This window comes from Terribacillus sp. 7520-G (assembly GCF_002271665.1).
Taxonomy (GTDB): domain Bacteria; phylum Bacillota; class Bacilli; order Bacillales; family Amphibacillaceae; genus Terribacillus.
The window spans coordinates 189161-203957 of record NZ_NQFP01000001.1 but is presented as its reverse complement, the minus strand read 5'-3'; the positions used below and the strand labels follow the sequence as shown (position 1 = coordinate 203957).

Genomic DNA, 14797 nt, shown 5'->3' with positions numbered 1-14797 from the left:
ACGGCTGTGTGCTTCCTTGTTTACACTTGCCGCATGAAAGGGGTGCCTCGGAGTGAAGCCGAACGATATGATACGCTGGCTGCTCATCACGGCAGCAGTGGTTTTCCTGGCTGAATTATTGCTATCGGGGACAGGTGTGCTGATTGGCATCGGTATGGGTATACTGTTCATCTATCTCGGAAAACGGCAGTTATCCGGTCGTAAGGGGACGATTTTATTTTGGCTGGGCATAGTCATAGTGGCCATGAGTTTATTGCAATCATTCGCTTTTTATTTAGTTTTGACAGCTGGAATCATCTATTACTTTTCCAAAATCCACGATACGACGGATAAACCGCAAACCTATCAGCCATCTTTTGACCAAGCATCATCGGAGGAGTCGGTCTTCGAAAAAAAATCATTGTTTCAAAATAGCTGGTTCGGTGCGCAGTCGGCAGGCGGCAATGTGTACGAATGGCAGGATACCAATATTCAGTCATTCATCGGCGATACGATCATCGATCTGAATTATACGGTACTGCCGAAAGAAGAAGCTGTGCTGATGGTGCGTAAAGTATTGGGGAATGTACGGATCATCGTTCCATATGATATAGAAGTGGATGTGCATCATTCCGTTGTTTATGGATCGATCGCCATCTTTGAGCATAGGGAACAGAACAGCTGGAATAAAGTGATTCATATGCGTACAAAAGGCTATCAGCAATCCTCCCAGCGCATCAAAATCGTCACAAGTGTTGTAGCTGGCAAGCTGGAGGTGGTGCGCGTATGAGCAATATCGTCAAACGCCATGTCGGTTTTGGCATGCTGTACAGTCTGCTTTTGCTTGCGGGATTGGCGGCATTGTATCTGCTGGATTTTCCAATCGATGATTGGAAATCGATTTGGACCATGCATGAAAGTAATATGCCGTTTTTGATTGCAGCACCGCTTTTCGTCTTATTTTCAGGTGCGATTCTTGGATTGTTTTCCGGCCTGTATTGGCGGAGGCGCTGGCATCAGGCAGCCCGGGAACTGGAGAGCATCCGGGAGGGGCAGCAGCCTTTGAAGAAGCGCAGCTTCAGTTTATCCGAGCTGCAGCACACCTGGGCCGAGCTGGAACGTCTGCAGGCTTATATGAACGAACAGGCTAAGCTTGCACAGAAATTGACGAATGAGCGGGTGATCGACCGCGAAGAAGAGGTCCAGCGCATCGTCTCGGAAGAGCGAAATCGTTTGGCAAGGGAGCTGCATGACTCTGTCAGCCAGGAACTGTTCGCGGCCTCCATGCTGATTTCCGCCCTGACCGAATCCGAAGAAGGAGAGACAGCAATGTTCACTGCATTGAAGCAGCTTGAAGCAATGGTCCAGCAATCGCAGCTGGAGATGCGGGCGCTGCTTTTGCACCTTAGACCTGCAGCCCTGAAAGGGAAGACGCTGCAGGAAGGGATGGATATGCTCCTGGAAGATCTGCGGGCGAAGGTGCCGCTTTCGATTGAATGGGAGCTGGATACCTTCCCTGTGGAAAAAGGTATCGAGGATCAGCTATTCCGTATCGTGCAGGAATCTGTATCCAATACGCTGCGTCATGCAAAAGCGGAAAGTCTTTCAATCAAGCTTCTCCAGCGTGACAGCTTCATCATCCTGCTCGTTGCGGATGATGGTATCGGCTTCGAAATAGGCACAGAACAGCCGGGAGCTTACGGTTTACAAAATATGAAGGAAAGAGCAGCGGAAATCGGTGCCCATCTGCGGGTGGTAAGTGTGCCGAACCAAGGTACACGCTTGGAGGTGCGGGTTCCGATGCTTGATAGGGAGGAAGAATGGACATGATCAAGGTTCTATTTGTAGACGATCATGAAATGGTGCGGATCGGTGTTTCGGCATATCTATCGACGCAAGCCGATATCGAGGTCATCGGAGAAGCGGACAATGGGGAGGAAGCGGTTCGACTGGCGCTGGAATTGAAACCGGATATCATCCTGATGGACCTTGTGATGGACCGGATGGATGGGATAGAAGCGACCAGACAGATCGTAACGGCCTGGCCCGAGGCTAAGGTGATTGTCGTCACGAGTTTTCTGGATGATGATAAAGTGTATCCGGCCTTGGAAGCGGGTGCAGCCAGTTATCTGCTGAAAACATCCAAAGCAACGGAAATAGCCAAGGCAATAAGATCTACATATAATGGAAATGCTGTTTTCGAACCGGAAGTGACGAATAAAGTGATGGCTCGCATGCGGCAGCCGCAAGCTCCTGCCTTGCATGAAACACTGACAGCAAGGGAGCGGGAGGTATTGCTTTTGATCGCCAAGGGAAGATCCAATCAAGAGATCGCCTCGGAGCTGTTCATCGCCCTGAAGACAGTAAAGGTGCATGTCAGCAATATATTGAGCAAGCTGGAAGTGCAGGATCGCACGCAAGCGGCCATCTATGTGCATGAAAATGGATTGCTCCAGTGAAAAAGCAGGCTTCCCTTTAAAGGGAATGCCTGCTTTTTTATAAACCGAATGTATCGTTCGGGATATACAGTTTGAAGCTCAAGTCATCATTCGGCAAATCGAATTGCTCTACTTCCACATGGAAGTTGTTTTGTAATTCCATCTGCGTGACAGCGACATAGATGGATTCCTTATCTGGATTGATTGTGACCCATTCAGGCATCTTATAATATCTGTCTATATATTTAAGGACCTTATCATTCGGCAGGGATAGACTTCCAAGGGAGATATCCCGCTGTACGAGCAATAGATCCCCATTTTCCTGTACTTGCGGTTCAAGGGTGATCTGCAGCGGAATCCTTACGCCGAATGCAGTGATTCCCCCTCTCAATTCCACAGCATCATCCCCGAGTACAACCGAATAATTATCGGAGTCATCGTTCAGTTCCTTGTCGATGTATGCGTTGATCAGTTCATTGACGTTTGCTTTGGTCGAGCTGATTGTGAACTCGGAAGAATCCGAGCTATCGAATTGGGCTTCCTTTGGCGGCTCCGGAGCCGGACTGAATGCCGGAAGGAAGATAAGCAAAAGCAAAAGCAGCAGGACAACACCGTTTGCAATAGCCAATATTTTAAAGTATTTTTTCCAGTCCCGCTGTTTCGGCGGCCGTGTTTCATTTTTTCTGTTTTCCATGATAGTCACACCTGCCTATTCATCGTCTTCCTGTATAACAGGTTTGATACTCTCCAATACCCGTTCGGCAACTTTTCCATACCCGACTTCATTTGGATGGAAGTAGTCATCAGCCAATAAAGCTGCTGTCTGATTATGGAATAAATCGGCTGTTTCAATATAATGCTGGTCTTCTTCTTCTGCAACCTGCTTTCCAATGGCATTATATTCATCTACGATCGTGCCGAGCTGATCCTCGATTTGAGGGAAGGATTCCTCAAAAGGATTATAAAAGCCGATCAAATATACTTCAGCATCGGGATTCAATGTCCCGATTTTATTGAATACTTCTTTCATCCGTTCTTCATAGGACGGCATGGCCGCGCTGTAGTCATCGTAATCCAGATCAGTGAAGTGATCCTTAGTCACTTTCATGATATCATTGGCGCCGATCGTAATCAGGACAACATCTGCATTCTCGATGGAGGCCGAGATGACAGGATCGTCCAGTCTTTTCAGCAGCTGATCCGTTCGATTGCCGCGTTTGCCGAAATTATCGATTTTGACGTGATCATCTGTTTCTTCGAACGTTTGCTTTAGAATGCCGACATACCCGCCATTCCCTGTCGTGTCTCCCACTCCTTGGGTCAGGGAATCACCGATTGCGGTGATATGCAGATCTTCCTTGATGAAGAGGCCGATTGTATCCTTGAGCAATCGCTGGAAAGCCTTCTTTATTTCGGAGGAAGTATCTGCTTCTTCTTCCGATGCAGCCGGATTTTCCGCGGTGTCATTGGAATTATCGGTTTCACTAGGTACAATTTCGGTAGGGGCATTCGTGACCGTTGCTTTTTTATCGGTTCCTGCAAAAACAATCACTGCCCCGATTACAATGGCGAGCAGGAACGATGCAACCATGTAGTAGATTTTTCTTTTATGCAAGCATCATCACCCTCGATCAGCAGAAATATGATTGCGTATTCCCGCCATTTGGGCGGCGGGATACTGAAAATACAATTGTTAATTGGTTGTAAAACTATATCTTACTAGATTCAGAGAAGGTTGGGTAGTGGGAACAGCTGGTACCCCGCAATGTTTTGCTGAATGTTTTGTTGGGAACACGTTTTACTAAAAGGGTAGGAGGAGCACAGTATGAAGGAATACGGTGCTATGCCGAATAAGGATGTATCAGGCTGGTACGTGAAAATGGAAGATGCTGCCGTTTTGGAGGCAGAAGGACTTGCCCGGGAAAATGCACCCAGCAAACTCATCATCTGTGATGCACAGCATGAGGTAAAAGAAGAGAGACGGTTTTAAAAATACCGGCTTTTGTTGCCGGTATTTTTTAACCCTTTGGGCAGTTCCTGAATAAGCTGAACAGCAGGAGGTGCAAGTATGGAATTTTCCTTGCTGCTGTTAGCTTTTTCGGGAATCGCATTGATCAGTATCGGAGTGCTGCGTCATGTCACCAAGGACCCGTTTGTTTTATTCATCCCAGCTGCTGTAACGGCACTGCTGCTGCTTGTAACCAGTATATTCTCTGTCCTGTTCCAGGGGGAACTCATCAAAGGGACATTATACATCTTTGCTTCTATCTTATGTGGATTATTCGTGATATTGCTTTTCTTGCCACCTTTTCGTAAATGAAGGTGGCTTATTTTACAGCTTCGGCATGCTTCAGCTGCTTTGTCGTCAGACGCTTCATGCGGATGCCGGATATGGTGTAGAGAAGCAATGCCCCCCAAATGCATGTGAAAGCAATCAAATGTGCATGTGTGAATGCTTCACCGAATAAAGTGACACCCAAAATCAGCATGAGTGTTGGTGCAATATACTGGAGCAGGCCGATCGTCGTCAAAGAAAGTCTGCGGGCGCCAAAGGCGAATAGCAGAAGCGGCGCTGCTGTGGCAGCTCCGGATAAGAATAGGACGACAGCTGTACCAGCTGATATGGGATCACTGTCCGCAGCAGGCACAAAGAGCAAATAAAGGATAGCCAATGGGGTGACGAACATCGTCTCGATTGTCAGTCCGAACATAGGCGGGATCGTCACTACCTTTTTAAGCAGGCCATAGACAGCGAAAGTGATTGCCAGCAGGAACGACACCCAAGGAAATACCCCATAACTGAAGGTGAGATATATGACGCCGATAGCTGCAAGGATGAAGCTGATGATCTGTAAAAGCGTGCTTTTTTCCTTCAGGACGATCATGGCGAGCAGGATGCTGATGAGCGGATTTATGTAGTAACCCAGGCTGGACTGCAGGACATGACCGGAATTTACTGCCCAGATGAATACGAGCCAATTGAGGCTGACCATGATGGAAGCTGCGAACAATCCCCAGAATGCGCGTTTATCCAAAAACAGATCCTTCAGCTGTCTGATGAAGGGACGGATTTTTCCCAGCAGAAGGACGATTAGGATCATCGTGACAAAGGACCAGACAATTCGATGGGCAAGCAAGTGGCCGGCATCGATTCCCTCTAATAAATTCCAAAATAACGGCAGTACGCCCCACATCACATATGCGATGGCGGCATATACGACACCTGACTTGGATGATTGCGATTGCATGATGGCATGCGCCTCTCTTTCTAATCTCTGTATGGATTAAGTGTAAGGTTTGTGTATCGGGGTTTTCAATACTTTTATTCTTTAAAGGGTAGAGAAGTTGTCAATGCCCGATAGAATGCTATATATTAGTATGGGTAATTGGAAATATATGAAGGGAGACGCTCATGTGCATATATTTGCGTATTTATTAGGATTATTAACTATCATAAATATCCTCCTCGCACTGGCAATTGTCTTCCTGGAACGGCGCGATGCCAGTGTCACATGGGCATGGCTTCTCGTACTGGTATTCATACCGGTGGCGGGCTTCGTGATTTATTTGCTTTTTGGCCGCAAACTCTCGGGCAAGATCTTCACCTGGGATACGAAGTCAAGGCTTGGTGTGAAGAAACAAGTGCAGGCCCAATTGCGTGCCATCGAGGAAGATACATTCGTCTATGAGCAAGAAGCAGTCAAAGAATACAAAGACCTTGCCTACATGCATCTGCGCAATGATGATGCCATCCTGACACAGGGGAACGAGGTGGAGCTGTTCACGGACGGCCAAAAGAAATTCCATGCGCTGCTGCATGATCTTTCACAGGCGAAGGACCATATCCATCTCCTGTATTATATCGTGCGCAGTGACAAGCTGGGGGAACGGCTGGCTGACGTGCTTATCAAGAAAGCACAAGAAGGTGTCAAAGTCCGGTTTCTGTATGATGATATGGGTTCGCGCAGCATCAAAAAGAGCTATGTGCGCAAACTCGTGAAAGCTGGAGTGGAGATTGAAGCTTTCTTCCCGTCTTTCATACCAAAAATCAACCTGAAGCTCAATCACCGGAATCACCGGAAGCTGGCGATCATCGATGGAAAAGTCGGCTACATTGGCGGCTTTAACATCGGAGATGAATATCTGGGCTATGATAAGAAATTCGGTTATTGGCGTGATACGCATCTGCGGATAACAGGAGAGGCAGTAAGAGCAATGCAGACGCGTTTCATTTTGGACTGGAACCAGGCCTCGCGCCATGATATCGAGTATGAGGATCGTTATTATTTGTCGGAACCGACGGGTAATATCGGAGTACAGATCGTCTCAAGCGGTCCGGATTCCGAGTGGGAGCAGATCAAACATGGCTACATCAAGATGATTCTCTCAGCCAAGAAATACGTCTATATCCAGACACCATATTTCATCCCTGATGAAAGTCTGGCGGATGCAGTGAAGATTGCAGTGCTGTCAGGGGTGGATGTACGGATCATGATCCCGAACAAGCCCGATCACCCATTCGTCTATTGGGCGACTTATTCCAATGCAGGTGACTTGATCAATGCCGGGGCAAAGGTTTATATCTACCAAAATGGATTCCTCCATGCCAAGACGATCGTTGTCGATGATAAGATATCTTCCGTCGGGACAGCGAATATCGATGTCCGCAGTTTCAGGCTGAATTTTGAAGTGAATGCATTTTTATATGACGAAAATACGGCGGGGGTATTGAAAGAAAAATTTGAAGAGGATATCCTATTATCAACGGAACTTTCACATACACTATATCAACAGAGATCAAATTGGATCCGTTTCAAGGAATCCCTCTCACGTTTGATCTCCCCGATCTTGTAGCCTAAAGTTTGGCGGAAAGAAGGAACCCAAGTGAAATCGAAACCATGCATCGCATCTTTGACAGTGAAAACGTCCCATGTACTTCCTCCCGATACGAATACCCACGGTACGCTTTTCGGAGGAACGCTTATGGCTCATATCGATGACGTAGCGGCAATCGCTGCCTATCGTCACGCCAGGCAGCTTGTAGTGACAGCTTCAACCGACAGTGTAGACTTCCTTGCACCAGTGAAAGAGGGAGATACAATCTGTGTCGAAGCTTTTGTCACATGGACGAACAATACCTCCATGGAAGTCTTTGTCAAAGCCGTGACAGAGGACTTACGCACAGGAGACAGAAAAGTATCGGCGACTGCGTTTGTTACGATGGTTGCACTGGATGAGAACAATCAGCCAGTCGAGGTGCCGGAAGTATTCCCGGAAAGTCCCGAAGAGAAATGGCTGCATGATGGTGCACCGCAGCGTGCTGCTTACCGCAAAGAACGTTTGAAGCGTTCCAAGGAGATGGCGGTGGCATTCGGAACTGATTATCCATGGTTCCGTAATGACGGACGCAACTTCGAAGAAGAATGAGCAAGACGAGCCTGTTTCACCGCAGGCTCGTCTTTTTTATGTCAGTATATTCTTTTCTGCATATTCCCGCAGGTCGGCAGCTGTTTTTGTAAGCTTTTCGATTTCGATCATGAACTCGTTCACCAGCTTGGCTTCTTCCTGTGTGGAACTGGAAATATCCTGAAAGTCATTTTGCATTTGATGGATGGAGTCCTTGATCGCATTCAATGTGTCCTCGATGCTGATCGTTGCATTTTTCGACTCGACACTCAGCTTGCGGACTTCAGCAGCTACGACGCCAAAGCCAGCTCCGGCGCTGCCGACGCGTGCTGCCTCGATAGCGGCATTGAGGCCGAGCAGATTCGTCTGTTCACTGATGCCTTTGATCGTTCCGGCAATATCGGTTATTTTGGCTGAATGAGCCACCGTATTGCGTGTGTTTTCCGAGATTTGCTCGGTTGTTGCGGAGAGCTCCTCCGAATGCGCGGCGATATGCTGGATTTTTCCAAGTAGGGCATCCGTGACACTTTCCATGCTGCTGATGATGTTTTTGAATAAATCCTGCTTGGCTGTCGTAACCGCGCAATTCATCCCGCCAATCATATTGCCGGCATCATCCTTTATCGGAATGGAGATGCTGTCGAAAGGTACACCGAATTCCTCTTTCGGCACTTTTACGACTGTGACACCTTCCGGATTGACTTGCTTGAAATGTTTATAGTCTTCTGGCAGCGGATCACCAGCCTGGTGATGGAAGTTAAGATCTGCGCTTGGAGAATAGTATAGATACTGCTCAGCATCAAAAATGGTGATCATTGCTTCCTCTCTGAGCACTGCTTTTATATATGGTACTGCCGTGATGATCGCTTCTATCTTTTTTTTTCAATGTCATCCCCCTTAAAATTCATACATTTGTATCTATCGGAGGAAAACGGAAATAGTTTAGTGTTTTTGATCACAAAAAAGAGAGCTGCAATATTTACAGCTCCTCTTTTTCCAATGGCTGGATCAAATGGCTGAAGAAGTCATTCAGCAGCTCGTAATGGTGCTTCAATTCCCGTCCATCCCCGTCATGTACAGTCAAATATTCGATTCGTTGATAAATGCTGTGGATCTCATGCTTCTGTTCCTCGGTGAGCGCCTGAACATCCAGGACGAGTGATGCGTCCATATCCTTTGGTTCCAATTTCTTCAAATCCTTGCCGTATTCTTTATGCGGATTTGCCATCAGCTCCTGCGCGATGTCACTGAGGAAATAAGCCATGAAAAGGTCTGCTTCCTGCTTATATTCATCATGGAAGTAAATGCCCATCAATTGATCCAGATGGCGGACATTGGTTTTATTGCGGACGATTTGAATTTGCTTCCGATTGAATACACTCACCAGGATAGGTGCTGCTTCCAATACGGAAAAACGGTACCAGGGCTTACGAGAGCGGATGATATGCCGCTGATCGACCCGATGGGATTTCCCGTCCTCCAAATATTGCTTCAAGCCATGCTCCAGTTCCTGTTCATCATCCACGCATAGAAGCAGCGTCTGCTCATCCTGCTGCACAAGCTGCTTGTAATCAATGTAGGAAAAGAAGGGCTGTTTCAATTGAGCAGCTTTTGAAATACAGGGCAGGAAGTGCTGTTTACCGATTTGCCATTGCCGCATCTTGCTGCTGTTAAAGCAGAAATACTGATTCGATCCGGTTTTTATGCCGTGTTTGGCACTGGCAAAATGCTTCAGCGGCCGTACATTCGTGTAGCGCTTTTGGCTTTCCTGGTAAAAATGCAATTTCCATTTATCAGCTGGATTCAAATCCTGTCGCCGGCGGATGATACCGTGAGGCTTTTTCCGGTCCGATAGGATGTATGCCTTTGCTTGCTGCAGTTCCTGAACGGACTGGGTGCGGATGAACTCAATTGCATCGCTGCTGCTCGATTTATCGAAAAGCAGCAAGGAGCTTGTCGTCGCCGCGCCTTTGAACCAGCCCATTTGGATATCGGTGTTGATGATTATTTTCAGGCTGCCGTCCTGGAGGAAATACTCTTTTATCTTCGTGCCATATCTAGCATTCAGGAAGTCGGAAGGCACGATGAAGGCAGCACGTCCGTGTTCGTTCAGCTGATGCAGGGATTTAAGCATGAATAGACCGTACAAGTTTGTATATGTAGAAAGCAAGATGCCCATCTTCTGCCGGAATAGATTCAAGTAAATCTCTTTTTCATCATGGTTTCGGAAAGTTATATAAGGCGGGTTGCAAATGATGCCATCATAAACCTTTTCCCAGTCAGCTGAAAGGAAATCCTGTTCATATAGGCGGATGGAGGACTGGGATGTGAAAAAGTCTCGGTTAGCCTCCAAAATCTCTTTATCATCATCATATGCATCGATTGTATATTCATCGGGTATATCTTTGATCAGCTTCCCCAGACCGACGGCGGGGTCAAGCAGACGGCCGCCATCCAGATTGTTCAGCACCCACTGTTTCATCATATCTGCGGCCGCATCGGGAGTGAAATATTGACCATAATGGCGGCGATGGAGCGCAGAGCTTTTATTTAAATATGATTCTTCCAATCGAGATTCTTCCAACAGGGCACACCTCCAAGGGCAATAGGTACAAAAAACTAGATTCATTGTATTATAAAACCTACATACTTTTCCAGTGAAAGGAGGGAATTTGACAAAAAACCCGATGGATGGACAAGTTTTGATAATATTAACCATACAGCTCTGATGATATGCAGGCTGGTTGATAGACAAGGAAGAAAAGGAGTATAATACAACCAGTTATAAAAAATGACAGCATGTATGCAAAAAGGGGTTACGGACATGAACAAAGCATTGACAATTGCAGGCTCAGATTCCTCTGGAGGAGCGGGTATCCAAGCGGATCTGAAGACGATGCAGGAATTTGGCGTATACGGAATGTCTGCTGTGACGACGATCGTCGCAATGGATCCTTACAATAATTGGCATCATAATGTATTTCCGGTTGATGTGAATACGGTGAAGGAACAGCTGAACACGATCGTTGTCGGTGCAGGCGTCGACGCAGTGAAGACAGGAATGCTTGGTTCCCCCGAAATCATTGAATTGGCAGCCAAGATGATCGAAGAAAATAATATTCCGAATGTAGTCATCGACCCGGTGATGGTATGCAAGGGTGCAGATGAAGAACTTCAGCCGGAAAACACAGTCAGCCTTCGGGAGAAGCTGGTCCCGCTCGCAACCGTCATCACACCGAACTTATTTGAAGCAGCCAAATTAGCGCAAATGCCATTGATTCACTCAGTGGAAGAAATGAAAGAAGCGGCACAGAAAATTCATGCCTTGGGTGCAAAATATGTTCTTGTCAAAGGCGGCAGCAAGCTGGAAACGGACAAAGCGATTGATGTGCTTTATGACGGGGAAAACTTCGAGATTCTTGAAAGCGAGAATATCGATACTACTTATACGCATGGTGCCGGATGCACAAGCTCTGCTGCAATCTGCGCATTGCTCGCAAACGGAAGCAGTGTGAAAGAAGCCATATACGAAGCGAAGGCATTCATTACCGAAGCGATTCGCGGAGGCTTTAAGCTAAATGAATATGTAGGCCCTGTCAATCACGGTGCCAGAAAGTCCATGCAGCAGCAATAAGCAAGGATGGATAAGGAAAAAGCCGCCTGTACGGGCGGCTTTTTCCTTGTTCGGGAAGGAGGAGGAAATGCGTATTTTCAGCGTGGAAAATCTTACGAAAACATATGGGGATAAACAGCTGTTCCAAGCAATAGGATTTCATATCGAAAGCCGTGAACGAATCGGACTTGTCGGTGTCAACGGGACGGGAAAGTCCACATTGCTGAAGGTGTTGGCCGGTATCGAAGGTGCAGATGCCGGGGACATCGACCATAGCAAGACATTTCAGCTCGCTTACTTGGCGCAGGAGCCGGAATTGACTCCTGGCAGGACGGTACTGGAGGAGGTGTTCAGCGGATCCAGCCCGATCCTGCAGACGATCCGCGCCTACGAAGAAGCGCTTTCGGATTTGGAGCGGGAACCGGATGATGCCAAAGTGCAGAATCGGTTATTCAACCTTCAAGCCAAGATGGATGCCGAAGACGCTTGGGATGCCAGTACCCAGGCGAAGACCATTTTGACGAAACTGGGTGTCGATTATTACACAACCTCTGTCGATGCTTTATCAGGCGGACAGCGAAAACGTGTAGCACTGGCAAAAGCACTCATTCAGCCTGCGGATTTATTGCTCTTGGACGAGCCGACAAACCATCTTGATAACGAGACAATCGAGTGGCTGGAAGGCTATCTGCCTAGTTATCAGGGAGCCATCATGCTGGTGACGCATGATCGTTACTTCCTGAATCGGATCACCAGCCATATCTTTGAACTGGAGATGGGCAGGCTATATCGATATGAAGGAAACTATGAAACATATTTGACGAAGAAGGCGGAGCGGAAAGCACAGACTCTCTTGGATCAGGAAAAGCATCAAAATACACTGCGCCGGGAGCTTGCATGGCTGCGCCGGGGGGCCAAAGCACGTACGACAAAACAAAAAGCACGAATCCAGCGTGTCGAGGAAATGAAAGAGGCTAAGTTCCAGACGCAGGATAATGAGTTGAATCTCCAGGTCGGAGCTGCCCGACTAGGCAAGAAGGTATTGGAAGCGAAAGATCTGACAGTCAAATTCGGTGATGAAACATTATTCAGTCATTTTGATTTCCTATTCAAGCCAGGTGACCGCATCGGCATCATCGGACCCAATGGCAGCGGAAAAACATCTCTTCTGAATACACTCGCAGGCAGGATTTCCCCGACAGCCGGGGAAGTGGAAACAGGGGAGACCGTCAAACTTGGCTATTACACGCAGCTGCAGCAAGACATGGATCAGCAGCTTCGCATCATCGATTACATCAAGGAAGTAGCAGAAGTCATCCATACCGCAGATGGCAATGTCATTACGGCGGAACAAATGCTCGAGCAATTCCTTTTCCCGCGGAGTCATCAATATACGTATATTCATCGTTTATCCGGAGGGGAAAGGAAGCGATTGTATCTGCTCCGTGTGCTGATGGAAGAGCCGAATGTCCTTTTCCTCGATGAACCGACCAACGACCTGGATACAGAAACACTGGGGATCCTTGAGGATTACTTGGATACCTATCCTGGTGTGGTCATAACGGTTTCCCATGATCGTTATTTCCTGGACCGTGTAGTTGATCAGCTGATTCTCTTTGAAGGCGAAGGAGTCATCTCCACATTTTATGGCAACTATAGTGAGTACCGGGATAAAGTGCAGGAACAGCCTAAACCGCAGCAGGAGAAAAAATCGGAACCAGTCCAAGAGAAGAAAGCAAAGAAAAAGCAGAAGCTCTCTTACAAGGAACAGCAGGAATGGAACACGATCGAAGATGAAATTGCGGAGCTGGAACAGCGGATCGAGGCTTGTACGACAGGCATCACCGAAGCAGGCAGTGACAGTGAGCTTGTCCAGAAACTATTTGCCGAGCAGCAGGAGCTGGAACAGCAATTAGAGCAAAAGATGGAACGATGGGAAACATTATCCCTCCTGATAGAAGAAATCGAAAAGCAAAGGTGACCGATTGGGTGAGAAAGCCTGTTGGAAGCCAGAAAGAATGTCCAGGCATAATTCGTGTGAAATTGCTCATACTCTACTAGAATGGAAGAATAGTCTGAAATCAATGACGGGAAGGATGAATCCAATGCCAGAAAAGGAATTATTGGAAAAATACGCGGAGGTTGCTTTGCGTACAGGTGTGAATATACAAAAGGATCAACCTCTATATATCATGGCACCTATCGATGGAGCGGAGTTTGTCCGACTAATCGCCAAGCGCGCTTACGAGCTGGGGGCCAGTGAAGTACATATCAATTGGTCCGATGATACGCTGACCCTTTTGAAGTATAAACATCAATCCGAAGAGGTGCTGACAGACATTCCTGATTGGGTTGTGGAGCAGCGCGCTTATTATATGAAAAAGGGAGCGGCTCTCCTGCAAATACGTTCCACCGATCCGGATCTTTTGAAGGATGTCGATGGAAGCAAAGTGGCACAGGCAACAAGAGCGACTGCCCAGGCCCTGCAGCATCTGCGCAAGTATACGATGAATGATATCATCCCTTGGACGATCATCACGATTCCGACAGATGCCTGGGCGCAAAAAATCTTCCCGGGCAAATCTGCAGAGGAAGCAACGAAGCTGCTTTGGGACTCCATCTTTAAAATTGTCCGTGTCGATCAGGAAGATCCTGTCCAGGCCTGGAAAGAGCACAATGCAAAGCTGCACCATGCCCGGGATGTCCTGAATGACAAACGTTACAAAAAGCTCCACTTCAAATCCGAAGGAACGGATCTTGTGATTGGTTTACCGGATGGACATATTTGGAAGGGTGGTTCATCTACGACAGAAAGCGGTACGGAATTCAATCCGAATATGCCGACGGAGGAAGTGTTCACGCTTCCGCATAAATATGATGTGGAAGGGACAGTCACAAGCAAGAAACCGTTGATTTATGACGGGAATATGATCGATGACTTCACGCTTACCTTCAAGGAAGGAAAAGTTGTTGATTACAAAGCGGAAGTGGGGCAGGAAACGCTCAAGCATTTACTGGAAACAGACGAAGGTGCTTTGCGGCTTGGCGAAGTGGCTTTAGTGCCCCATGAATCGCCGATTTCCCAATCCGGCCTTATTTTCTACAACACCTTGTATGATGAGAATGCATCCTGTCACATTGCTTTAGGGAAAGCTTATCCGACAACGCTTGAAGGCGGTTCGTCCATGACGGAAGAAGAATTGGATAAACATGGCGTCAATGATAGTCTTACACACACAGATTTCATGATCGGTTCAGCGGATCTAGCCATTGACGGTATCTTTGCAGATGGGACATCCGAGCCTGTATTCCGTGATGGAAGCTGGGCAATCAAATTCGATTAAAAGAAAACCCGCATCAC

Annotated in this window: 15 protein-coding genes; 10 read left to right on the top strand and 5 right to left on the bottom strand. The window is 47.3% G+C overall.

What is annotated here, in order from left to right:
* Positions 1-52: 52 nt before the first annotated feature.
* From liaF to CHH53_RS00955, 3 genes are read left to right on the top strand one after another with little or no spacing between them, the layout of a single operon-like run.
* The gene (gene liaF, locus CHH53_RS00965; RefSeq protein WP_095214250.1) at positions 53-769 is read left to right on the top strand and encodes a cell wall-active antibiotics response protein LiaF; all 717 of its coding nucleotides are present in this window, start codon (positions 53-55) and stop codon (positions 767-769) included.
* On the top strand, positions 766-1809 hold the full coding sequence (locus CHH53_RS00960) for a sensor histidine kinase (RefSeq protein ID WP_095214249.1): 1044 nt from the start codon (positions 766-768) through the stop codon (positions 1807-1809). Before liaF ends, CHH53_RS00960 begins: the two co-directional genes overlap by 4 nt.
* A complete protein-coding gene (locus CHH53_RS00955) occupies positions 1806-2438 on the top strand; it encodes a response regulator (RefSeq protein ID WP_095214248.1) in 633 nt (210 codons plus the stop codon). The genes CHH53_RS00960 and CHH53_RS00955 overlap by 4 nt, the downstream gene beginning before the upstream one ends.
* A gap of 37 nt (positions 2439-2475) precedes the next feature.
* On the opposite strand, the gene CHH53_RS00950 is transcribed toward CHH53_RS00955, so the two are convergent.
* Positions 2476-3111: a YpmS family protein gene (locus CHH53_RS00950; RefSeq protein WP_095214247.1), complete on the bottom strand. Its 636-nt coding sequence runs from the start codon at positions 3109-3111 to the stop codon at positions 2476-2478.
* Between the two features lie 15 nt (positions 3112-3126).
* Positions 3127-4032, bottom strand: coding sequence for a GDSL-type esterase/lipase family protein (locus CHH53_RS00945; protein WP_095214246.1), 906 nt, complete (start codon positions 4030-4032; stop codon positions 3127-3129).
* Between the two features lie 210 nt (positions 4033-4242).
* Between CHH53_RS00945 and CHH53_RS17455 the strand changes: the two genes are divergently transcribed.
* Both CHH53_RS17455 and CHH53_RS00935 read left to right on the top strand, forming a co-directional pair.
* On the top strand, positions 4243-4407 hold the full coding sequence (locus CHH53_RS17455) for a DUF2188 domain-containing protein (protein WP_095214245.1): 165 nt from the start codon (positions 4243-4245) through the stop codon (positions 4405-4407).
* 78 nt (positions 4408-4485) lie between these two features.
* Positions 4486-4737, top strand: coding sequence for a hypothetical protein (locus tag CHH53_RS00935; protein WP_095214244.1), 252 nt, complete (start codon positions 4486-4488; stop codon positions 4735-4737).
* 7 nt (positions 4738-4744) lie between these two features.
* Here CHH53_RS00935 and rarD read toward each other — a convergent pair whose 3' ends face one another.
* Positions 4745-5665 carry an EamA family transporter RarD gene (gene rarD, locus CHH53_RS00930; RefSeq protein ID WP_095214243.1) on the bottom strand — a complete coding sequence of 307 codons (921 nt, stop codon included), beginning with the start codon at positions 5663-5665 and terminating at the stop codon, positions 4745-4747.
* A 166-nt stretch (positions 5666-5831) separates the two neighbouring features.
* Between rarD and cls the strand changes: the two genes are divergently transcribed.
* Both cls and CHH53_RS00920 read left to right on the top strand, forming a co-directional pair.
* Positions 5832-7271: a cardiolipin synthase gene (gene cls / locus CHH53_RS00925; RefSeq protein WP_095214242.1), complete on the top strand. Its 1440-nt coding sequence runs from the start codon at positions 5832-5834 to the stop codon at positions 7269-7271.
* Positions 7272-7301: 30 nt separating this feature from the next.
* Positions 7302-7844 (top strand): acyl-CoA thioesterase, encoded by a 543-nt coding sequence (locus CHH53_RS00920; RefSeq protein ID WP_095214241.1) that lies wholly within the window; start codon positions 7302-7304, stop codon positions 7842-7844.
* A gap of 36 nt (positions 7845-7880) precedes the next feature.
* Here the strand turns inward: CHH53_RS00920 and CHH53_RS17820 are convergent, their stop codons facing one another.
* Positions 7881-8639, bottom strand: a complete 759-nt coding sequence (locus tag CHH53_RS17820) for a methyl-accepting chemotaxis protein (protein ID WP_095214240.1) — start codon at positions 8637-8639, stop codon at positions 7881-7883.
* A gap of 163 nt (positions 8640-8802) precedes the next feature.
* Positions 8803-10407 carry an Eco57I restriction-modification methylase domain-containing protein gene (locus CHH53_RS00910; RefSeq protein WP_158221441.1) on the bottom strand — a complete coding sequence of 535 codons (1605 nt, stop codon included), beginning with the start codon at positions 10405-10407 and terminating at the stop codon, positions 8803-8805.
* A 240-nt stretch (positions 10408-10647) separates the two neighbouring features.
* Here CHH53_RS00910 and pdxK point away from each other — a divergent pair, with 240 nt between their 5' ends.
* From pdxK to CHH53_RS00895, 3 genes are all read left to right on the top strand, one after another.
* On the top strand, positions 10648-11457 hold the full coding sequence (gene pdxK / locus CHH53_RS00905; RefSeq protein ID WP_095214238.1) for a pyridoxine/pyridoxal/pyridoxamine kinase: 810 nt from the start codon (positions 10648-10650) through the stop codon (positions 11455-11457).
* Positions 11458-11524: 67 nt separating this feature from the next.
* On the top strand, positions 11525-13417 hold the full coding sequence (locus tag CHH53_RS00900; RefSeq protein ID WP_095214237.1) for an ABC-F family ATP-binding cassette domain-containing protein: 1893 nt from the start codon (positions 11525-11527) through the stop codon (positions 13415-13417).
* A 124-nt stretch (positions 13418-13541) separates the two neighbouring features.
* Positions 13542-14780 (top strand): aminopeptidase, encoded by a 1239-nt coding sequence (locus tag CHH53_RS00895; RefSeq protein ID WP_095214236.1) that lies wholly within the window; start codon positions 13542-13544, stop codon positions 14778-14780.
* Positions 14781-14797 lie beyond the last annotated feature (17 nt).

Bases quoted from the DNA above. Each gene is read 5' to 3' on its own strand.
- CHH53_RS17820 (WP_095214240.1), bottom strand. From the start codon at position 8,639: ATGATCACCATTTTTGATGCTGAGCAGTATCTATACTATTCTCCAAGC.
- CHH53_RS17455 (WP_095214245.1), top strand. From the start codon at position 4,243: ATGAAGGAATACGGTGCTATGCCGAATAAGGATGTATCAGGCTGGTAC.
- pdxK (WP_095214238.1), top strand. From the start codon at position 10,648: ATGAACAAAGCATTGACAATTGCAGGCTCAGATTCCTCTGGAGGAGCG.
- CHH53_RS00955 (WP_095214248.1), top strand. From the start codon at position 1,806: ATGATCAAGGTTCTATTTGTAGACGATCATGAAATGGTGCGGATCGGT.
- CHH53_RS00935 (WP_095214244.1), top strand. From the start codon at position 4,486: ATGGAATTTTCCTTGCTGCTGTTAGCTTTTTCGGGAATCGCATTGATC.
- CHH53_RS00895 (WP_095214236.1), top strand. From the start codon at position 13,542: ATGCCAGAAAAGGAATTATTGGAAAAATACGCGGAGGTTGCTTTGCGT.
- CHH53_RS00960 (WP_095214249.1), top strand. From the start codon at position 766: ATGAGCAATATCGTCAAACGCCATGTCGGTTTTGGCATGCTGTACAGT.
- rarD (WP_095214243.1), bottom strand. From the start codon at position 5,665: ATGCAATCGCAATCATCCAAGTCAGGTGTCGTATATGCCGCCATCGCA.
- CHH53_RS00900 (WP_095214237.1), top strand. From the start codon at position 11,525: ATGCGTATTTTCAGCGTGGAAAATCTTACGAAAACATATGGGGATAAA.
- CHH53_RS00950 (WP_095214247.1), bottom strand. From the start codon at position 3,111: ATGGAAAACAGAAAAAATGAAACACGGCCGCCGAAACAGCGGGACTGG.